Below are 18,321 nucleotides of genomic sequence, written 5' to 3' on the forward strand. Positions count from 1 at the left end.
AGCGTGCGCCATCGCGACTCCACGGTGGTGGATCTGCAAGGCCAAGGTTGCCTGACGCGGCACTAGCCCTGAGCACGGCCTGAAGGGCAGGGTGCCCTGGCCGGCGATCGGGCGCCGACCGCCGCCGCCGGCACGCACCGAAACGGTCCCTGACAGATACAGGTAGACTTAACGGTCTATTCAGACAGAGCGGCACGGGTCTTCGTGGGTGCCGTGCGGAAGGAGGCGGCGCAGGGTGGGCGGCACTCCATCGCCGGACAACCCGGCCTGGGGCCTGATGGGCGCCATCCCGACGCCCATGGCCCTCAGCGACCCGTCGGGCGTGCTCCTCGGAGTGAACCACCACCTGTGCACGGCGGTCGGCCGCGACGAGGCCGAGCTGCTCCAGGGCGGGATCGGCGACCTGCTCGATCCCCGGGATGCAGCCGAGGACGAGAGCCTGCTTCGCCGGCTGCTGGACGGTGAGATCGGGCCCTACCAGGCACGCCAGCGGCTCCGCACGGGCGGAGGCGGCGTGATGGCGGTGCGATGCCTGGTCTGGCTCGCCGCCGCCACCGCAGAGCGGGCCGGCGATCGGCCGGGCGTGTTGCGGCTGTTCCACTCCGTCGGGCCGGGTGACGCCGGTTCGGTGCGCCACGCCGCGGTGATCGTGGCCTCGTCGGGAGACGCTCTCACCGGCTACTCCGTCGACGGGGAGATCACCCACTGGAACCCCGCCGCCGAGCAGCTCTACCACCTTCCCGCTGAGCGGGCCGTGGGCCGCAACATGTGGGAGGTGCTGCCCGCCGACTGGGCGGCCGACGTGGCGAGGGCCCTGGAGCGCGTCGTCAGGGGCGAGCGGATCGACACTACGAGACGAGTCGGCCCCGCCCCGACGGCACGTCGGTCCAGGTGGCGTTGACCATCGCCCCCATGCCCGATGAGTCCGGCCGGGTCGTGGGCGCGTCCGTCGTCGCCCGGGACATCACCCTGCCCAAGCGGGCGGAGTCACTGCTCAACCACCAGGCGCGGGTGCTCGAGGTCTCGTCCACGAGGACGATGTCCCGGGCGGCCCGGCGTGACGGGAGGCAGCGGCGGAGGGGGACCCGGCGCCGAAGGACCGCCCCCGCCCGGTACGCTTGACGGCAGGCAACCGGACGTGAGGAGTGGGCAAGATGGCTCGGCCCGAATGGCGCTCGACGCAGGTGCTCGCATGGACGGACCAGGAGGGGCCGGGTCGCCCGCCGCCCGCCCCGTCGGCCGCGGTGTGGACGGCGGCCGCCGCCACGCTCGGCGTCGTGTTCTCCGTCTTCATGTTCACCGACGCCCTGTGCCCGGAGCACCGGGCGTGGGTCCAGACCCTGGCCGGGATCGCGATCCTCGGCGTGGTCACGTCCGCCGTCGGCCTGGTCCGGGGCTGGGCCGGCGCGCCGCTGCTCACCGTCGCCTGCGCGGCGCTCGGCGGGGTCATCGGGCTGATCGACGCCGCCCACTCGCCCGTCCGGGGTGGCTTCATCGCCGGCGCGTTCCTCGTCGCCCTCGTCCTCAGCGGGTGGCTCGCCATGCGCCAGGTGCCCCTGGTCCGCTGGGACCACCGCCTGGTTCGTGACACGGCGCCCGCCGCCGAGCCGGTGGTCCAGGCGCCCGCCGCCGCGTCCGAGCGGTCGACCACCACGGCCGACGAGCCGTCCGCCGCACCCGAGGTGCCCGCCCGGCAGTGACCAGGCGGGAGCGGCCACCGGCCGTCGCCCGCCACCGAAACACCGCACTGTGGCTGCCCGTCGCCGCGCTGGCGCTGTTCGGGTGGTCCTTCGTCACCGAGGACCTGCCCGCGTCCCGACCCGAGCGGGTCGACCGGCCCGACGAGGTGGCGGTCGACGGCCGGGTCGTCGAGGAGACGACCGGCGGAGCCCTGGAGGTCCGCTACACCCACCCGGTGACCGAGCAGGAGGTCACCGCCGAGGTCTACGTCTGGGACGCCGACCTGGCCCCGGCGCCCGGCGGGACCATCCGTCTCGTGGCCGACCGCGACGACCCGCTGGCGGCCTCGGCGGCCGGCGACGTGATGCCGTGGCACACCAACGCCGCCGTCTACCTGGCGTGGCTGGCGGGCACCACCCTGCCGGCGCTGACCCGCCGGTACGGGGTGTGGCGGAGCGAACGGCTGGCGGCGGCGCTGTCTCCCGGCTTCGCGATGGCCGGCGCCGTCACGCCCTCGCCCGGACGCCGGTTCCGCTGCGACCTCCACCTCTATCCGCTGGACGCCCCGGAGCACGCGCTGCCGGTCTGCACGGTCCCGGTGCTCACCACGGGCGGCGCCCGCCTCGCCGACCACGTCTTCGGGGTGCAGGCGAAGGGCTTCCCGCGTCCTCTCGGGCGGGTGGTGGCCCGCAGCGGCGAGACGATCCTGTGGCCCGCCGGCCGGGCGTCGCGCCGTGCGGTCCACCCCCGCCCCGCCGGCCCCGTCCGCCCGGCCGACCGGCTGGCGGCGGGGGAGCGCCCGGCGCCGAGGCGCCCGTCCGGCGTGGTCCCCGCTCTCGGGCCGGAGCTGGCGGCGCTGGCCGCCTGCGTGGCGGTCCTGGCGATCACCGTGGTGACGACGCTGGTGAACCGCGCCGACGCGCAGGTCGTGGCGACGCAGGGCCGGCCCGTGGTCGGCGAGGTGGTGGCCCACGAGGGGGCGGACGACACCGTCGTGCTGCGGTACGAGGACGACGGCGCCACGCGGGTCACCCGGGCGCCGGCCGACTTCGCCGGCGACTACCCGAAGGGGACCCGGTACCCGCTTCGCCTGGACCCCGACGACCCGGCACGCGCCCGCCTGGACGCCGAGCCCTACGATGCCGTGGAGCCTGTCGCGTGGGTCGCACTCCCGGCGTTCGCCGCCGCCGGGCTGGTGGCCACCCGGTGGCGGTCGTGGCGTCGCAACCGGGCGGTGGCCGCCGAAGGGCCGTGGTGGGCGGCCCTCGCCCGGGTCGGCGAGCGCAGCGGCGAGATCGTCGTCAGCGACCTCGACGGCGGAGTGGTGTGCGGGGTGATGCTCCGCCGGCGGCTGTCGGGGCCCGGCGGCGAGCCGGTGCCCGTCGTGGTGGCCGGCCACCCCGAGCCGGGCGCACCGGTCGCCGTGTGGGGGGCCGGGGGACGGGCGCTGCCCGTGGTCCTTCCCGCCACCAACGCCGGCTCCTACACCAGGACGTGGGGCCGCTGGCGGCGATAGCCACGCGGCGGCCCGAACGCCGACGGGCCGGGACGGCGATGAGTCCGGCCGGCCGGCCGGCGACTCCGGCACCTCGGGGCCTTCCGGCGCCGGCTCGAGGCGCGTGGCACCTCCACCGGCGGCCCGATCGCGGCCGCCGCCGGGCGGACGACATCCGATCGGCCATCGACCGGCCCGAACGGCGCTTTCTGCTCGAGCCGGGCGGCCCGTCGACCGACACAAGGGGCGTTCCGCGCAAAAGGACGAAGACGATGACGCAGCCGACGTTCCCGTCGCCCCTCGAGGGCCGAGGCCTCTCCAACTCAGCCATCGCCGACCTGGCCGCCGTCCACGACCGCGACGTGCGGTCTGCGATCCGGCGGGTGGTCGGCCGTTCCCAGGAGGAGAACGACCTCGTCCAGGAGGTGTTCGTCCGCCTCGTCATCCGGCTGCGCCAGCCCGGTGAGGTGGTGGTCGGCGCGTGGGTCCGCCGCGTCGCCCACAACCTGGCCGTCGACGAGGTGCGCCGGCGCCGGGCCGTCCCCGTGGAGGAGACGAGGCTCGACCGTCCCACCCCGTGCCGAGCCGACGAGCGCCACGAGGGAGCTCAGCTGTACTCCGACGTCCTGCACGGCGTGCGGGGCCTGCCCGACCGCCAGCGGGCGGCGCTGGCCTCGGTCCTGGCCTCCGACGGCGTCCCCCCCGTCGCCGTCGTGGCCAGCCGGCTGGGCCTGACCGAGGACGCCGCCGAGAGCCTGATCCGGCGGGCGCGCACCGGCCTGCGAGCTCAGCTCGCGTCGGCCGGAGCCGAGGGCGGCTCGGTTCGGCCGGGCGTGGTGGGGGCCGCCGCCGCCGTCGGCCTGGTGTGGGCGTGGCTGGCCCGGCACTGGCGGGCGGCGTCGCTCGCCGCCGCCGTGGCGGCCGGGTCGGTGACGGCCGCGGCCACCCTGCCCGGGAACGACGCGCCGCCGCCGCTCCTCTCGGGCCCTGTCTCCGCTGGGAACCCGGCGGCGCCCGTGGGCACGACGGCCACCGGGTCGCCGGGGGCAGGAGAGGCCGAGCAGGACGCGGCGACGACGGTCCCGGAACCGGAGCCCACGGCGGTCCCCGCCGGGGCGGCGGCCGGTGACGGGGGACCGGCGCCGGCGGTCGTCCCGACCGCCCTCGCCGTCGACCTGGCGTGCGGGCGCGTCCCGGTGCCCGAGCCGGTCGTCGTGGACGCCGCCCAGCCGGTGCTCGACAGCGTCCTGGCTCCCGTCGTGGCGTCGGTGGTCCCGTCGGTGATCGACGCAGGAGTGCTCGACGTCCCCTGCGCGGTGGCAGGAGCGACGCCGCAGCCCTAACGTAGGCCGCGATCCCGCCGGAAAGGGCGAGGTCCCCGAGGCCGACGGCTCCCGGAGGGGCGCTGCCGGCGGCGGCGGTGCAACGGGAGGACGATGCGGAGCAGCGGAGACGGTATCCCCATCACCGTCGTGGTGGCCGACGACTACCCGCTGTACGTCGAGGCCCTGTGCCGGCGGCTGGAGGCGGACGCCCGGTTCACCGTGGTGGGCACCGCGTCGGACGGGCCGTCGACGGTCGAGGTGTGTACCGCGGTCCGGCCCGACGTCGCCCTGGTCGGGTACTTCCTGGCCGCCAAGCGAGGCGTCGACCTCCTCCAGAGCGTGATGGAGGCGAGCCCGGCGACCAGGGTCGTGGTCCTCGCCGGCGTCGTCGACCCCGACGTCGTCCACTCGGCGGTGGCGGTGGGCGCGCACGGGTTCCTGGTGAAGCAGGAGCCGGGTGAGGCCGTCCTCGACGCTCTCGGCCGGGTGGGCTGTGGCGGGACCGCCTTCTCGCCGGCCGCGGAGCAGTGCCTGGTGGAGGCGGTGCGAGCGCGGGCCGAGGAATCCGACACGGTGCCGTCGCCTCGTGAGAGCGAGATCCTGCGCCACCTGGTCGACGGCGCGACGTCGAAGGAGGTGGCGGCCCGGCTGTACCTCTCGGAGGCGACGGTCAAGAGCCACCTCAACCGGCTCTACCGCAAGCTCGGCGTGAACGACCGGTCAGCCGCGGTGGCGGAGGCCATGCGGCGCGACTGGGTGTCCTGACCCCCGAGGCCCCGCTCGGGCACCGGGCTCGCCCGCCCCGAGGGCCGTCGTGGGCTGCTCGACGGGGGCGTGCTCCGCCGTGCCACCGGGACGGCCGGGCTGCCGAGTAGGTTCGGCCCGATGACGGGGCTGGCCGCCGGCGGCGTGGCGGCGCGGCTGGTCGCCTCCATCCCCAGCCCGTCCGGACCGAGCATCGGGGTCGGCCCGCTCCAGCTGCGGGCCTACGGGCTGGCCATCGCCGCCGGCGTGGTGCTCGCCGTGTGGATCGCCCAGCGGCGCTTCGGCCGGCTCGGCGGCGAGGCCGACGCGGTGGCCTCCGTCGCCGGGTGGGCCGTCCCCGCCGGCCTGGTCGGCGCCCGCCTCTACCACGTCGCCACCGACTACCGGCGGTTCCAGGGCGACTGGTGGCGGGTGTTCAAGGTGTGGGAGGGCGGCCTCGGCATACCGGGCGGACTGCTGGCGGGCGTCGTGGTCGGCGTGGTGGTGGCGCGGCGGCGCGGGCTCGACGTGCCCGCGCTCCTCGACGCCGCCGCCCCTGCCATACCCGTCGCCCAGGCCGTGGGCCGGCTCGGGAACTGGTTCAACCAGGAGCTGTACGGGCGCGCCACCGACCTGCCGTGGGCCGTCCGCATCGACCCCGAGCACCGCCCGGCGGGCATGAAGGACATCGCCACGTACCACCCGACGTTCCTGTACGAGGCGGTTTGGAACCTGGCGCTCGCCGCCCTCCTCGTTCGGCTGGGCCGCACCGGGCGGCTGCGGCGGGGCCAGCTGTTCGTCCTCTACGTGGGCGGGTACGCCCTGGGGCGGCTGTGGGTCGAGGCCCTCCGCATCGACCCGGCCAGCCGGCTCCTCGGCCTGCGGATCAACATCTGGACCAGCCTGGTCACCCTGGCGGCCGCCGTCGCCGTGTTCCTGGTGCGGGCCCGTAAACCCGCCTCCGAAGGGGCCGGCGCAACCCCGGAGCCCGCCGCCGCCGCAGCTCGGGAGCCCGACGACGGCGACCGCTGAGCGCTCAGGCGTCCAGCACCTCGATGCGGATGCGCTTGTTGCCCCTGCCTTTCGACTCCGTCTTGACCACCCTTACCCGGCCGACCTCGTCGGTGCGGTCGACGTGGGTCCCGCCGTCGGCCTGCTTGTCGAGGCCGACGATGTCGACCACCCGGATCTCGGTCACCGAATCGGGGACCAGGTTCACCTTGGTTCGGATGAGGTCGGCGTCGCCGATCGCCTCCCCCCGGGGAAGGAACGACACCTCCACGGGCCGGCCGGCGGCGAGCTCGGCGTTAACCAGCTGCTCCACCTCGGCGGCGAAGCCCTCGGGCAGGGGGTCGAACTCGAAGTCCATGCGGGCGGCCAGCGGTTGCATGTCGCCTCCCGTGACGGCCTTGCCCCACCGGTTCCAGATGACCCCGCACAGCACGTGCAGGGCGGTGTGGGTCCGCATCAGGGCGTGCCGGCGGTCCCAGTCGAGCTCGCCGTGCAGCCTCGTGCCGACGGCCGGCACGGGGCCGTCGAGGGTGTGCCAGGCCACGTCCCCCCGCTTGCGCACGTCCACCACGGGCGCCGCGCCGCCGTCCCACCGCAGGACGCCGGTGTCGTGGGGCTGGCCGCCGCCGGTGACGTAGAACGCGGTGCGGTCGAGGGCGACGCCGTCGTCGCCGGTTGCCACGACGGTGGCTTCGAACACCCGCAAGGCGGCGTCGCGGAGGTAGAGCAGCTCGGTGGCCATGGCCCGATGATGCCCCGCGCGACCGCGGTGCCGACGTCGCGTGCGAGGAAGCGGGCGTTCCCATTTCCCCCGTCCGCACCGCGTCTCTTACGCTTGAGCCGGTGTCGACGGCGGTTCTGTCACACACTTCCCCAACCGGCGCCGGCGCGCCCGAGCCCGGGGCGCCCGTGGCGCCGGCGGTGCCCCGCCGCCGCGTCGCGCCCCTGGACGGCCTCCGGGGCGTGGCCCTGCTCGCCGTGCTGGCGTACCACCTGGCCCCCAACGCCGCCCCCGGCGGGTTCCTCGGGGTGGAGACGTTCTTCGTGCTCTCGGGCTACCTGCTCGCGACCCTGCTGCTCGACGAGCACGCCCGTACCGGTGCCATCGACGCCATGGCCTACTTCCGCCGCCGGGCCCGGCGCATGGCGCCCGCCCTCGGCGTGCTCGTGGCGGTCCTCCTGGTCGCCGGCCCGGTGGTCGCCCCCGACGACGCCCACCGCCTGGGCGGCGACCTGGTGTCGTCCGTCCTCGGTCTCACGAACTGGCACCTGATCGCCGACCAGGCCTCCTACTTCGACCGCCAGGGCCGGCCCTCGCTGGTCCGCCACCTGTGGTCCGTCGCCGTCGAGCTCCAGTTCTACGTGCTGTGCCCGTTCGTGGTGGCGTGGGTGGCGCGCCGTCGTCGTGCCGTGGCGGCCCGGGCCCTGCTGGCGGGCGTCGTGCTCTCGGCCGGCGCCATGGCCCAGCTCTACCGCAGCGCCGACCCGTCGCGGGCCTACTACGGCACCGACGCCCGCCTCGGGGCGCTGCTCGCCGGGGTGCTGCTCGCCCTCCTCCACCAGCAGCGCCGGCGGGCCCCCGACGTCCCGCCGCCGCGCCGCGCCCGCATCGCCGTCGTGGGCGCCGTGGGCCTGGCCGCCCTGCTGGCGCTCTACCTGGCGGCCGGCGACCAGGGGCGCTTCTCCTATCCGCTGGCCTTCCTCACCACCCAGGCGGCCACGGCCGCCGTCATCGCCGCCGCCCTGCGACCCGGCCCGGTGGCGGCGGTGCTCGGGAACCGGCGGCTGCGCTGGCTGGGCCGGCGTTCCTACGGCATCTACCTGTGGCACTGGCCGGCGGTCGCCCTCCTGCGCCCGGGCATCGACGTGGACTGGCACCCCGCCGTCGCCGGCGCGGTGTCGCTGGCGGTCGCCCTGGTGCTGGGCGCGGTGTCCTACGGGCTGATCGAGCGTCCGATGCTCGCCGCCAGCCGGACTGGGCCCGTTCCCGATCCGGTCCGGCGCCGATCGGGCCCCGTCGGCTGGGTGGCGGCCGCCGTCGCCGCCGGCGGTGTGTTCGGGCTGTTCCTGCACCTGCCCCGCACCGACCCCCTGGCCGAGACCCTGCGGGCCGGCCAGCAGGTGCTCGCCGCCCAGCGCCCCCCGGTGCCGGCGCCCACCGTCCCCGAGACGGTGCCTCCCACCACGGCCGCTCCCACCACGACCCTGCCGCCTCCCACGGCGCCGCCGTCGACGGACGCCCCGCCGCCCGCCACCGCGCCGGAACCGCAGCCGGCACCGGCGACCGCGCCCGCGCCGGCGCCCGCGGCCGCCGCCCCCCAGCCGGCGCCGGCGCCCACCGTCACGGCCGTCGGCGACTCGATCATGGTGAGCGCGGCCGGCGCCCTGCGGGACCGGCTCGGGCCGACCGCCTTCATCGACGCGGTGATGAACCGCCAGTTCCGGGACGCCGCCGGCGTCGTCCGAGCCATGCGCGAGGCCGGGACGCTGGGGTCCGTCGTGGTCGTCCACCTCGGCACCAACGGGCCGGTCACTCCGGCCGACATCGACGCGGTGGTGGCCGAGGCGCCCGCCGCCGTGCCCGTCCTGCTCGTCAACGTGCGGGCCCACACGGCGTGGGCGGCATCGGTCAACCAGCTCCTCGCCGAGGCCCCCGCCCGCCACCCGCGCGTGAGGCTGGTGGACTGGTACGCCGCCAGCGAGGGCCATCGCGAGTGGTTCCAGAGCGACGGCACCCACTTCCGAACCATGTCCGGTCCCGGCGCCAACGCCTACGCCGATCTCCTCGTCGCCTCGGTCCCGCCGCCACCGGCACCGGCGCCGCCCGCGGCACCGGCGCCCACGCCGCCCGCTCCGGCGGCCGCCGTTCCGGCCACCACCGCGCCCCCGCCCGCCGCCCCGGCTACGTCGACGGTGCCGCCCGCCACCTTGGCGGCGCCGGTGCCCGGCGCCTGACCTTCGCCCCGGACGATCGGCGTGGACTGTCCACCGGCGTACGCCCGCGGGAGCCGCCGCAGAAGCTGGGCCGCTCCGGCGGCAGATCAGGGCGGATAGCGCCCCTTCCTGCCGCCGGAACGGCTGCGGTCTCACGACGGCCCGGGAGTGGAAGCGGCTCGGGCGCGGATCACCGCAGGACCGCCCCGGCCGCCGTCGTGGCCCGCCCCCGGCTGAGGGGTGTCTCGCCCGGCGCCGCCCGTACCCTGCGCCTCACTCGACCCGGGCGGCGAGGAGGGCGATGTCGTCCTGCGACGGCTCGGGGACCATGGCTTCGATGATGCGCCCGCACAGGCCGCTCACTCCCGCCCCGGCGGTGACGAGGTCCTGCACGACCGACGCCAGCCGGTCGAGGCCTAACTGGAGCGGAAGGGTGGACGTCTCGACCAGCCCGTCGGTGAAGAACACCAGCAGGGACCCCGGGTCGAGCTCGACCTTGGTCGACTGGTAGGACGGCGAGGAGAGGACGCCGAGGGGCACGTTGGGGTCGAGGTCGAGGTAGCGGGCCGGCGCCGACGGCGTCGCCAGGAGCGCCGGCGGGTGGCCGGCGCTCACCGCCTCGAGGACGCGGGTCTCGAGGTCGAGCACCACGTATATCGCCGTGGCCATGGACGAAGAGCTCATGCCCTGCAGGAGGCGGTCGAGGCTGGTCATCAGGTCCGTGGGCCCCAGGCCCAGCACGGCATAGGCGCGCATGGCGGTCCGCAGCTGGCCCATGAGCGCAGCGGCCCGGGTCCCCCGACCGATGACGTCGCCCACGGCCAGGGCGACGCGGTCGTCGTCGAGGACGAACACGTCGTACCAGTCGCCGCCCACCTGCATGCCGGTGCTTCCGGGCAGGTAGGCGGGGTCGAGGGCGAGGCCGCGGACCGACGGGAGCTTGTCGGGGAGCAGCCCCCGCTGGAGCGTCTCGGCGATCCGGTGCTCCTGCTCGTAGCGCTCGGCGTTCTCGATGGCGACGGCCGCCAGCTGGGCCAGCTGGACGAGCACGACCTCGTCGCCCTCGGTGAAATCGCCGTCCACCTTGTCGGCCACCTGGATCAGGCCCAGGGTCCGGCCCGTGCGCCCGGTGAGGGGAACGGCCAGCCACCCCTCCAGCATGGGGTGGCCGGCCTCGACGACGCCCACTCCGAGCGACGAGAAGGCCTCGGCGATCTCACGTTTGGTCATCCGCACGGGCTCGTTGCGCTCCCAGACCACCCGGTACAACTCCGAGAGGCGATCGGTGCCGCCCGCCTCCGCCCGCCCGGCGTACTTCGACGACACGGACCGGGAGCGCTCGGCGCCGTGGGCGTCGCGGGCCGCGGTGATGGCCGTCTCCGCGCAGTGGGCGCCGATCACCTCTCGGGCGCTGTCGTTGATCACCCGCAGGATCTCCCGGAGCGACAGCGTCGAGTTGATGACCACGGCCGCGTCCGCCAGCTTGCGCAGCCGGTGGGCCTCGGTCTCGAAGCGCTGGTCGAGGCGGTGGGCCAGCAGCTCGGCCTGGCGGCGCAGCTGGACGGTCTTCTGGTGCAGCTCCACGAACACCTCGACCTTGGCCCGCAGGAGCCCGGGGTCGAACGGCTTGGTGACGTAGTCGACGGCTCCCGACGAGAAGCCCTGCACGGCCGACGCCGTCTCGGTGCTGTACGCGGTGAGGAAGATGATCGGGATCTCCGCCGTCCGCTCGCGCTCCTTGATGCGGGCGGCCGTCTCGAAGCCGTCCATCCCCGGCATCTGGACGTCGAGGACGATGAGCGCCACGTCGTGGACGAGGAGGTGCTTGAGCGCCTCCTCGCCCGACCCGGCCCGCAGGAGGGTGCTCCCGAGCGGCGCCAGCACGGCCTCGAGGGCGACGAGGTTCTCCGGGTGGTCGTCCACCAGGAGGATGGCCGCCGGCACGTCGCCGTAGCCCGGGCCGGTCACGCCGGCGCCGTCGGCAGGGTGAACCGCACGGTGACGCCCGGCCCCTCGTTCGGCTCCACCCAGATGCGCTGCCCGGACCGCTCCATGAGCTTCCGGCACACCGCCAGGCCGAGACCGGTTCCCGGGTACGGCTCGCCGTCGAGGCGCTCGAAGACCTGGAACGCCCGCTCGGCGTCGCCCGGGGCGATGCCCCGCCCGTTGTCGCGCACGCTGACCGTGACGGTGGCTCCCGTCCTCGAGGAGGCGATCTCGACCGACGGGGCGACGTCGGCCCGCCGGAACTTGACGGCGTTGGCGACCACGTTCTGGAGCACCTGGACGACCTCCGCGGGCCGGCCCTCGGCCATCCCCAGGGCGGAGCAGCGCATGGCCGCCCCGGCCTCCTCGATCGCCGGCCCCAGGTTGTCGAGGGCGGTGGCGAGGGCGGCGTCGAGGTCGATCGGCTCGGGCTTGGAGCCGTCGGCGCCGGCCCGGGCGTAGGCGAGCAGGTCCGACAGCAGCGCCGACATCCGCCCCACGGTGGCGGTCACCAGGTCCATCCACTCGGTGGCCTCGGGGTCGTCGCCGCCCGCCACCCGGTCGCGCAGCAGCTCCACGAACCCGGCGACCACCCGCAGCGGGTCCTGGAGGTCGTGCGACGCGATGTACGCGAACTGCTCGAGGTCCCGGTTGGAGCGCTCGAGGTCGGCCGACTTGCGGGCCAGCTGCTCGGCCTGCTCCCGCAGCTGGCGGGTCTTCAGGTGGAGCTCGAGGAACACGCCGACCTTGGCGCGCAGGACCTCGGGCTCGACGGGCTTGAAGATGTAGTCCACCGCACCGGCGCCGTAGCCCCGGAGGCGGTGGGCGAGGTCCTGGCTGATGGCGGTGAGGAAGATGATCGGGATGTCCGCCGTCCGTTCGCGCTGCTTGATCTCCTCCGCCGTCTCGAACCCGTCGAGGCCGGGCATCTGGACGTCCAGCACGATGACCGCCACGTCGTCGGTGAGCAGGTGGCGCAACGCCTCCTCGCCCGAACGGGCCCGGAGCATCCGCCGCCCGAGGGGCGCCAGGACGGCCTCCAGGGCGAGGAGGTTCCCGGGCCGGTCGTCCACCAGCAGCAGCGCCGACCGGTCGGGGGCGCCCACCGTCATCGGGTGCCTCGTCGTGCCCCGCCCGGCGCCGAGGCGGGCACCGCCAGGCCGTTGAGGCGGGCGGCGATCTCCTCGACCGGGAGCACGTGGTCGGCCAGGCCGGTGGCGATGGCGGCCTGCGGCATCTCGCCCCGGACGGCGGTGGCCGGGTCCTGCACGAGGGCGACGCCGCCCCGGCGCTTGACCTCCCGCAGCCCGGCGGTGCCGTCCTCGTTGGCGCCGGTGAGGACGACCGCGGCCGCCTCGTCGCCGTAGGCGTCGGCCGCCGACTCGAACAGCACGTCGATCGACGGGCGGCTGAACAGCACGGGGGCGTCGATGGAGAGGGCGAAGCGCCCGGGCTCCACCAGCAGGTGGTAGTCGGCGGGCGCCAGGTAGGCGTGGCCCGGCTCGATCGCCTGCTTGTCCTCCGCCTCCGCGACGGGCAGGCGCGAGCGGGAGCGGAGGTAGCTGACCAGGGCACCCTCGGGCCCGCTGGCCGACCGGTGGAGGGCGGCGGCGACGGCGAACCCCGACGGTTCGAGCGCCCCGAGCAGCCGCCCCAGGGCGTCGAGGCCGCCCCACGACCCGCCGACGACGGCGAGGCGCAGCGCCATCACCGCCTCCTCTGGTACAGCTTCTCCTGGGCGTCGAGCTCCTCGTAGGTGCCGGCGTGCGAGGTGAACCGGATCGACTCCTTGTGACCCAGGGCGAGGACGCCCGAGCGCGACAGGCTCCGGTGGAACAGGTCGTGGACCCGGTCCTGCAGCGTCTTGTCGAAGTAGATCATCACGTTGCGGCACACGATCAGGTTGAACTCGTTGAACGAGTCGTCCGACACCAGATTGTGCTGCGCGAACACGCAGTTCTCCACCAGCGTGGGGTCGAAGCGGGCCCGGTCGCCGTAGACCTTGTAGTAGTCCGAGAACGAAGCCCGCCCGCGGAAGGCGAGATAGTTGGCCGTGAACTCCCGCATCCGCTCGAGCGGGAACGACCCTTCGCGGGCCTGGTCGAGCACGGTGGCGTTGATGTCGGTGGCGTAGATCCGGGCCCGGCTCTCCAGGCCCTCCTCGCGGAGGAGGATGGCGAGCGAGTAGGTCTCCTCGCCCGTCGAGCAGCCCGGGTTCCAGACGCGGATGTACGGATAGGTGCGCAGGATGGGCACGATCCGGTCGCGGAGCGCGGCCCAGAAGCTCGGGTCGCGGAACATGGACGTCACGTTGATGGACAGGTCGAGCAGCAGCCGGTCCATGCACCCGGGGTCGTGGAGGACCCGCTCCTGGAGGCCGGAGATCGTGGCCAGGCCCTCCTCGAGCATGCGACGCCACATGCGGCGCTTGATCGACGCCCGGGCGTACCCGCGGAAGTCGTACCCGTAGTGGACGGCGATGGCCTCCAGCAGCAGGGTGAGCTCCAGCTCCTCGACGTCCTTGCGGGGGACGCCGCCCGCTACGCGTACAGCCACACGCGGATGAGGGAGAGCAGCTGGTCGACGTCCACCGGCTTGGTGATGTAGTCCGACGCCCCGGCGGCGATGCTCTTCTCCCGGTCGCCCTTCATGGCCTTGGCCGTCAGGGCGATGATCGGCAGCTTCCGGAACCGCGGGATCCGGCGGATGGCGGCGGTCGTCTCGTAGCCGTCCATCTCCGGCATCATGATGTCCATCAGCACCAGGTCGACGTCGGGGTGCTGCTTGAGCGTGGCGATGCCGTCCTTCCCGTTCTCGGCGAACAGCACCGTCATGCCCTGCCGCTCGAGCACGCTGGTGAGGGCGAACACGTTGCGCACGTCGTCGTCGACGATGAGCACCCGCTTGCCGGTGAGCAGCGACGCGTGGTTCCGCAGCTGCTCCAGCACCTGCCGTTGCTCGTCGGGCAGCTGCCCACCGGGCTGGTGGAGGAACAGGGTGGCCTCCTCCAGCAGCCGCTCGGGCGACCGGGCGTCCTTCACGATGATGCTCTCGGCGTACTTGGAGAGGCGGGTCTCCTCCCGGCGGCTGAGGTCCTTGCCGGTGTAGACGATCACCGGCACGGTGCGGAACCGCTCGTCCGACTTGATGCGCTCCAGCAACGAGAAGCCGCCCAGCTTGGGCAGCTTCAGGTCGAGGACCACGCAGTCCACCCTCTGGCGCTCCAGGACGGCCTCCGCCTCCTCGCTCGACGCCACCGCGATGACGTCGACCATGGGGCCGGCGCCGAGCAGGGCCACGACGGCCTGGCGCTCGGTGTCGTCGTCCTCGATGACGAGGAGGTGGCGGCGGCCCTCCTCCAGGTGGGCGCCCAGCCGGTCGATGGCGTCGGCCAGCGCCTCGGCGCCGGCCGGCTTGGCCGTGTACCCGAAAGCGCCCGAACGCAGCGTGCGCCACCGTGCGTCCTCGGGGCCGAGCACGTGGACGGGCACGTGGCGCAGGTCGGGGTCCCGCTTGAACCGGGCGAGGACGGAGTCGCCCTCGGCGTAGGGGAGCTCGGCGTCCACCACGATGGCGTCGGGGCGGATGTCGGCCGCCAGCGCCACGCCGGCGCTGCCGCGCGGCGCCACCACCACCTTGAAGCCCCGCTCGCGGCCGAGGTCGACCAGCGTGCGGCCCAGCCCCTCTTCGCCCTCCACCACGAGAAGCACGCGGTCGCCGTCGAGGATCGAACCCCGGTCGTCGGGGACCTCGGCCGCCGAGCCGGCGGGATCCGGCGCCCGGTGCTCGCGTCCGGCGGGCGCCGGCCCGGGGGCGGGCCGGGAGAGGGTGGCGGCGGCGGTCCCGGCGCCGCCCCGGTCGTCGTCCCGGTCCTGCGACGGCTGCCCGAGCGGCGCCGTGTAGATCTCCGGGAGGTACAGGGTGAAGACGCTTCCCTCGTCCACGGTGCTGGCGGCCCGGATCTCGCCGCCGAGGAGGCGGGCGATCTCCCGGCTGATCGACAGGCCCAGCCCGGTACCGCCGTAGCGGCGGCTGGTCGTCCCGTCGGCCTGCTGGAACGCCTCGAAGACCAGCCGCAACTTGTCGGCGGAGATGCCGATCCCGGTGTCGGCCACCCGGAAGGCCACGACCCGCTGTGCCTCGACGAGCGCCGGGTTGGAGAACCGGACGTCGTCGGGCGCCGGCCCGATGGTGAGCGACACCGATCCCGCCTCGGTGAACTTGAAGGCGTTGGAGAGGAGGTTGCGCAGCACCTGGTGCAGGCGCTGCTCGTCCGTGACGACGCGGCCGGGCGTCCCCTCCTCGAGCGCGACCGTGAACTCCAGCTGCTTCTCGTCGGCCACCGGGCGGAAGCCCTGCTCGACGGTGGCGCACAGGTGCTGGAGGCTCACGTCGCCCAGCACCACGTCCATCTTCCCGGCCTCGACCTTGGAGAGGTCGAGGATGTCGTTGATCAGCTCCAGTAGGTCCGCTCCCGCCGTGTGGATCGTCCGGGAGAACTCGACCTGCTTGTCGCTGAGGTTGCCGTCGGGGTTCTCCGCCAGCAGCTTGGCCAGGATGAGCAGGCTGTTCAGCGGCGTGCGCAGCTCGTGCGACATGTTGGCCAAGAACTCCGACTTGTACTTCGAGCTGAGGGCCAGCTGCTGGGCCTTCTCCTCCAGGCCGAGGCGGGCCATCTCGATCTCGCGGTTCTTGACCTCGATGCTGCGGTTCTGCTCGGCCAGCAGGCGGGCCTTCTCCTGGAGCTCCTCGTTGGTCTGCTGGAGCTCCTCCTGCTGCTGCTGGAGCAGCTCCTCGGACGCCTTGAGCGACGCCGCCTGGGACTCCAGCTCGACGTTGGAGCGGCGCAGCTCCTCCTGCTGGGACTGCAGCTCCTGGGCCAGGCGCTGCGACTCGGTGAGCAGCTCCTCGGTGCGGGTGTTGGCGATGATGGTCGACAGGACGACGCCGATGGTCTCGATGACCTGCTCGAGGAACGTCTGGTTGACCTCGGTGAAGGGGCGCAGGGCGCCCAGCTCGATCACGCCGAGGACCTGCTCCTCGAACAGGATGGGCAGCACGATGAGGTTCACGGGGGCGGCCTCCCCGAGCCCCGAGCTGACCTTCACGTAGTCCACCGGCGCCTCGGTGACGAGGATCGTCGACCGCTCCAGGGCGGCCTGGCCCACCAGCGACTCGCCCACCTTGAAGCGGTTGGGGACGTTCTTGCGGGCCTTGTAGCCGTAGCTCGCCACCAGCCGCAGCTCGGACTGCTGGTCGCTGGTGACGTCGGTGAGGAAGAAGGCACCGTGCTGGGCGGAGACGGTCGGGGTGAGCTCCGACATGATGAGGCGGGACACCGCCTGGAGGTCCCGCTGGCCCTGCATGAGGCCGGAGATGCGGGCCAGGTTGGTCTTGAGCCAGTCCTGCTCCTCGTTGCGCCGGGTGGTCTCGGCCAGGTTGCCGATCATCTGGTTGATGTTGTCCTTCAGCTCGGCCACCTCGCCCTGGGCCTCCACGGCCACGGACCGGGTGAGGTCGCCCTGGGTGACGGCGGTGGCCACCTCGGCGATGGCCCGCACCTGGGTGGTGAGCGAGCCGGCCATGATGTTCACGTTCTCGGTGAGGTCGCCCCACGTGCCCGAGACGCCCTTCACCCGGGCCTGGCCGCCCAGCCTTCCCTCGGTGCCCACCTCGCGGGCCACCCGGGTCACCTCGGCGGCGAACGACGACAGCTGGTCGACCATCGTGTTGATGGTGTTCTTGAGCTCCAGGATCTCGCCCCGCACGTCCACGGTGATCTTCTTGGACAGGTCGCCGTTGGCGACGGCGGTGGTGACCTGGGCGATGTCGCGCACCTGGGCGGTGAGCGAGTCGGCCATGATGTTCACCGAGTCGGTGAGGTCCTTCCAGGTGCCCGACACGCCCTTCACCCGGGCCTGGCCGCCCAGCTTCCCCTCGGTGCCCACGTCGCGGGCCACCCGGGTGACCTCGTCGGCGAACGACGAGAGCTGGTCCACCATCGTGTTGATGGTGTTCTTCAGCTCCAGGATCTCGCCCTTGACGTCCACCGTGATCTTCTGCGACAGGTCACCTCGGGCGACGGCCGTCGTCACCTGGGCGATGTTCCGCACCTGGCTGGTGAGGTTCGACGCCATGTAGTTCACGTTGTCGGTGAGGCCCTTCCAGGTCCCCGACACGCCGCGCACCTGGGCCTGGCCGCCCAGCTTCCCCTCGGTGCCCACCTCGCGGGCCACCCTCGTCACCTCGTCGGCGAACGAGGACAGCTGGTCCACCATCACGTTGATCGTGTTCTTCAGCTCGGCGATCTCGCCCCGCACGTCCACCGTGATCTTCTGGGTCAGGTCGCCCCGGGCCACCGCCGTCGCCACCTGGGCGATGTTCCGCACCTGGTTGGTCAGGTTCGACGCCATGAAGTTGACGTTGTCGGTGAGGCCCTTCCACACGCCCGACACGTTGGGCACCTCGGCCTGGCCGCCCAGCTTGCCCTCGGTGCCCACCTCGCGGGCCACCCGGGTCACCTCGTCGGCGAACGACGACAGGGTGTCGGTCATGGAGTTGATGGTGTCGGCCAGGGCGGCGACCTCGCCCTTGGCCTCCACCGTGATCTTCTGCGACAGGTCGCCCCGGGCGACGGCGGCGGCCACCTGGGCGATGTTGCGCACCTGGGTGGTGAGGTTCCCGGCCATGGAGTTCACGGACTGGGTCAGCTGGCGCCACGTGCCGCTGACGCCCTCCACCTCGGCCTGGCCGCCCAGCATGCCCTCGGTGCCCACCTCCCGGGCCACGCGGGTGACCTCGTCGGCGAACGACGAGAGCTGGTCGACCATGGTATTGATCGTGCTCTTCAGCTCGGCGATCTCGCCCTTCACGTCCACCGTGATGTGCTGCGTCAGGTCGCCGCGGGCGACGGCGGTGGTCACCTGGGCGATGTTGCGCACCTGGTCGGTGAGGTTGGAGGCCATGTAGTTGACGTTGTCGGTGAGGTCCTTCCAGGTCCCCGACACGCCCCGCACCTCGGCCTGGCCGCCCAGCTTGCCCTCCGTGCCCACCTCGCGGGCCACCCTGGTCACCTCGTCGGCGAACGAGGACAGCTGGTCGACCATGACGTTGATGGTGTTCTTCAGCTCCAGGATCTCCCCCCGC

Annotated in this window: 12 protein-coding genes and 1 pseudogene; 7 read left to right on the plus strand and 6 right to left on the minus strand. The window is 73.8% G+C overall.

The features are described from left to right. Window positions 1–298: 298 nt before the first annotated feature. From VM242_11715 to lgt, 6 genes and pseudogenes are all read left to right on the plus strand, one after another. Window positions 299–1,122, plus strand: a pseudogene (locus tag VM242_11715) (PAS domain S-box protein). A gap of 32 nt (window positions 1,123–1,154) precedes the next feature. Next, window positions 1,155–1,700, plus strand: a complete 546-nt coding sequence (locus tag VM242_11720) for a hypothetical protein (protein ID HVM05830.1) — start codon at window positions 1,155–1,157, stop codon at window positions 1,698–1,700. Further along, window positions 1,697–3,196, plus strand: coding sequence for a DUF3592 domain-containing protein (locus tag VM242_11725; GenBank protein HVM05831.1), 1,500 nt, complete (start codon window positions 1,697–1,699; stop codon window positions 3,194–3,196). Before VM242_11720 ends, VM242_11725 begins: the two co-directional genes overlap by 4 nt. Before the next feature lie 251 nt (window positions 3,197–3,447). Then, on the plus strand, window positions 3,448–4,518 hold the full coding sequence (locus VM242_11730; protein ID HVM05832.1) for a sigma-70 family RNA polymerase sigma factor: 1,071 nt from the start codon (window positions 3,448–3,450) through the stop codon (window positions 4,516–4,518). Between the two features lie 93 nt (window positions 4,519–4,611). Further along, window positions 4,612–5,265 carry a response regulator transcription factor gene (locus tag VM242_11735; GenBank protein HVM05833.1) on the plus strand — a complete coding sequence of 218 codons (654 nt, stop codon included), beginning with the start codon at window positions 4,612–4,614 and terminating at the stop codon, window positions 5,263–5,265. Window positions 5,266–5,385: 120 nt separating this feature from the next. Next, window positions 5,386–6,276 carry a prolipoprotein diacylglyceryl transferase gene (lgt, locus tag VM242_11740; GenBank protein HVM05834.1) on the plus strand — a complete coding sequence of 297 codons (891 nt, stop codon included), beginning with the start codon at window positions 5,386–5,388 and terminating at the stop codon, window positions 6,274–6,276. 4 nt (window positions 6,277–6,280) lie between these two features. Here lgt and VM242_11745 read toward each other — a convergent pair whose 3' ends face one another. After that, window positions 6,281–6,997 carry an alanyl-tRNA editing protein gene (locus VM242_11745; protein HVM05835.1) on the minus strand — a complete coding sequence of 239 codons (717 nt, stop codon included), beginning with the start codon at window positions 6,995–6,997 and terminating at the stop codon, window positions 6,281–6,283. Window positions 6,998–7,098: 101 nt separating this feature from the next. On the opposite strand from VM242_11745, the gene VM242_11750 reads away from it, so the two are divergent. Beyond that, a complete protein-coding gene (locus VM242_11750) occupies window positions 7,099–9,210 on the plus strand; it encodes an acyltransferase family protein (GenBank protein HVM05836.1) in 2,112 nt (703 codons plus the stop codon). Window positions 9,211–9,462: 252 nt separating this feature from the next. Here VM242_11750 and VM242_11755 read toward each other — a convergent pair whose 3' ends face one another. The 5 genes from VM242_11755 to VM242_11775 form a co-directional block, all read right to left on the minus strand. Continuing rightward, window positions 9,463–11,157, minus strand: a complete 1,695-nt coding sequence (locus VM242_11755) for a SpoIIE family protein phosphatase (GenBank protein HVM05837.1) — start codon at window positions 11,155–11,157, stop codon at window positions 9,463–9,465. Continuing rightward, window positions 11,154–12,287 carry an ATP-binding protein gene (locus VM242_11760; protein HVM05838.1) on the minus strand — a complete coding sequence of 378 codons (1,134 nt, stop codon included), beginning with the start codon at window positions 12,285–12,287 and terminating at the stop codon, window positions 11,154–11,156. The genes VM242_11755 and VM242_11760 overlap by 4 nt, the downstream gene beginning before the upstream one ends. Continuing rightward, window positions 12,284–12,883 carry a chemotaxis protein CheB gene (locus VM242_11765; GenBank protein HVM05839.1) on the minus strand — a complete coding sequence of 200 codons (600 nt, stop codon included), beginning with the start codon at window positions 12,881–12,883 and terminating at the stop codon, window positions 12,284–12,286. Before VM242_11765 ends, VM242_11760 begins: the two co-directional genes overlap by 4 nt. Continuing rightward, the gene (locus VM242_11770) at window positions 12,883–13,731 is read right to left on the minus strand and encodes a protein-glutamate O-methyltransferase CheR (GenBank protein ID HVM05840.1); all 849 of its coding nucleotides are present in this window, start codon (window positions 13,729–13,731) and stop codon (window positions 12,883–12,885) included. Before VM242_11770 ends, VM242_11765 begins: the two co-directional genes overlap by 1 nt. After that, window positions 13,716–18,321 (minus strand): HAMP domain-containing protein (locus tag VM242_11775; protein ID HVM05841.1); only part of this gene is annotated, 4,606 nt, incomplete at its 5' end. The genes VM242_11770 and VM242_11775, both read right to left, overlap by 16 nt.

This window comes from Acidimicrobiales bacterium, assembly GCA_035540975.1.
Taxonomy (GTDB): Bacteria; Actinomycetota; Acidimicrobiia; order Acidimicrobiales.